Source organism: Nonomuraea sp. NPDC049784, assembly GCF_040659615.1.
Lineage (GTDB): Bacteria > Actinomycetota > Actinomycetes > Streptosporangiales > Streptosporangiaceae > Nonomuraea.
Map to the genome: position 1 here is coordinate 1 of NZ_JBFAMX010001051.1, position 2,129 is coordinate 2,129.

General features: G+C 73.1%; 2 protein-coding genes and 1 pseudogene. All 3 read right to left on the reverse strand.

Annotation, left to right across the window (positions count from 1 at the left end):
• Positions 1 to 460, reverse strand: a pseudogene (locus tag AB0J09_RS63045) (AraC family transcriptional regulator); the annotation flags it as partial.
• A 41-nt stretch (positions 461 to 501) separates the two neighbouring features.
• The gene (locus AB0J09_RS63050) at positions 502 to 1,275 is read right to left on the reverse strand and encodes an acyl-CoA thioesterase domain-containing protein (protein WP_360713870.1); all 774 of its coding nucleotides are present in this window, start codon (positions 1,273 to 1,275) and stop codon (positions 502 to 504) included.
• Positions 1,276 to 1,279: 4 nt separating this feature from the next.
• A partial coding sequence (locus AB0J09_RS63055; protein ID WP_360713872.1) for a WYL domain-containing protein occupies positions 1,280 to 2,129 on the reverse strand: 850 nt, incomplete at its 5' end.

Sequence of the window (2,129 nt, forward strand, 5' to 3'; positions counted from 1 at the left end):
GGGTCGGGGCAGGGGCCAGCTGCGAGAGGGCGGCACCGATGAGGGAGAGCAGGGACTCGGCCAGCTCGAAGGCGGCGTCACCGCCGCGCGCCGCCGCGAGGAAGCGCCGGTGCGCCAGGTCCAGACGGGCGTCCACATAGAGGGTGGGGCGGGCGAACGGCGTGCCGTCACCGGCGAGCGTGCGCCACAGCTCGGGCGACAGGAACACCGAGGTGCACACGTCGCCGCCGGCCGGGTGGGCGAAGTGCTCCTCCACGCCGGGCGTCGAGAGGTACGCCATCGTCGGGTCGATCACGGCGGCCCGCCCATCCACCCTGCGCCGGAACAGGCCACGACGCACCAGCACCAGGCGGTGCCCGGAGCCCACCTCGGCCGCCGACCACCCGCGATGGTCGTCGACGCAGGTCACCGCATCGAGGCGGAACCCCTCCCCGGCGGCGAGACGCACAGCTGAACGCACCTGCCGAACGTTACGCGGCGGGTACGACAATCCAGCCGGGGCTAGCGGCCGCCGATCCCCATTGTGTTGGCCACCGCCGTGACCACGCAGAACCCGAAAGGCCCGCCCCTGTCGTGCATGGTGACCTGCCCGGTCGCCACCCCGTCGGCGCTCAGGTGACCGGTGGTCTCGACCCCGATCACCTCACCGGCCGGGAGCCGGGCGAGCGTCAGCGTGTAGTCGGCATTGATGAAGCGCAGCCCCTCCACCCCCGCGTTGCTCAGCGGGCTGGCGAAGTCGGCGGCCAGTGCCGCGCGTACGAACGGTGTCACGGGCTCCTCGTCCACCAGCGGGTACGTCTCCCGCAGCCACACACGGCCGGCACCGGGCTCCCCCCACTCCGTCACTCGCCACAGGTCGAACGGCGGGGTCCAGGCGGCGCGCGCGTCCGCCGGCGGCCCGTCGGGCGGGGGCGCGTCCCACGCGGGCGTGACGAAGGTCTGCTCCCCGTCCGGCTGCTCGCCCTGCCTCAGCAGCACCGCACTGGCCCGCCCGATCACTCCCTGGTCGGTGGCGATGATCGCGTCGGCCACCAGGATCCTGCGCCCGGACCTGACCAGCGAGGTCTCCACTGTGACCGGCACCATCGGGCTGTTGCGGAACAGATCGACCGTCAGCCGGGCGAAGTGCAGCCCCGGCTGGGCGTACCGCCTCTCGATGGCGCGGGCGGCCAGCCCGCCGAGCAGGCGGCCGTGGAGCATGTCGGAGGACCAGGGGCCACGGGCGTGCGGCGCTGGCACCAGCTCGCCCTGCTTCTGCGTGAAGAACGCTGACACAGAATCAGATTCTAGAGGAGAGCAGCCGCTCACCGAGAACGCGCAGACGATCCTTCAGCTCCACGGGCTCCAGCACCTCGAAGTCCACGTCCAGGAACGCCACCACCACAGCCATCAGGTTCAGGTCGTCCCCGCGCAGGGTGAGCAGGCACGTCCGGTCGTCCACCGCCTCGACCGCGCCCGACGTCCTGCCCGCGAGCCGCTCGGCGGGGACGTGCACGAGGAAGCGGGCCTCGAAAGGCCACATCTGGTGGGCCAGGCGATGCTGCACCCATGCGGCCACGTCCGGCTCGGGCGGCTCGCGCGGGGTGAAGCGCGGGCCGTTCGGGGTCCTGAGCCGGATCCGGTCGGCGCGGTACGTGCGCCAGTCGCGGCGGTCGACGTCCCAGCCGACCAGGTACCAGCGATTGCCCTTGGTGACGAGGCTGTGCGGCTCCGCCTTCCTGAGCGCGGTCTCGCCCTGGTGGCCGGTGTAGTCGAAGCGGAGCTGCTCGTGGTCGCGGCAGGCGGCGGCCACGCGGGTGAGAACGTCGGCATCGACGGTGGGGCCCTCGCGGTTGATCCGCACGGTGTGCCGCTGCAGCGTGTTGACGCGATGGCGCAGGCGGGCGGGCAGCACCTGTTCGAGCTTGGCGAGCGCGCGCAGGGAGGTCTCCTCGATGCCGGTCACGGTGCCGTTCGCGGCGGTACGCAGGCCGACCGCCACCGCCACGGCCTCCTCGTCGTCGAGCAGCAGCGGCGGCAGCTCCGCGCCCGCACCCAGCCGGTAGCCGCCGGAGACGCCGGGCGCCGAATGGACCGGGTAACCGAGGCTGCGCAGCCGGTCGACGTCGCGGCGCACCGTCCTCGGGGCG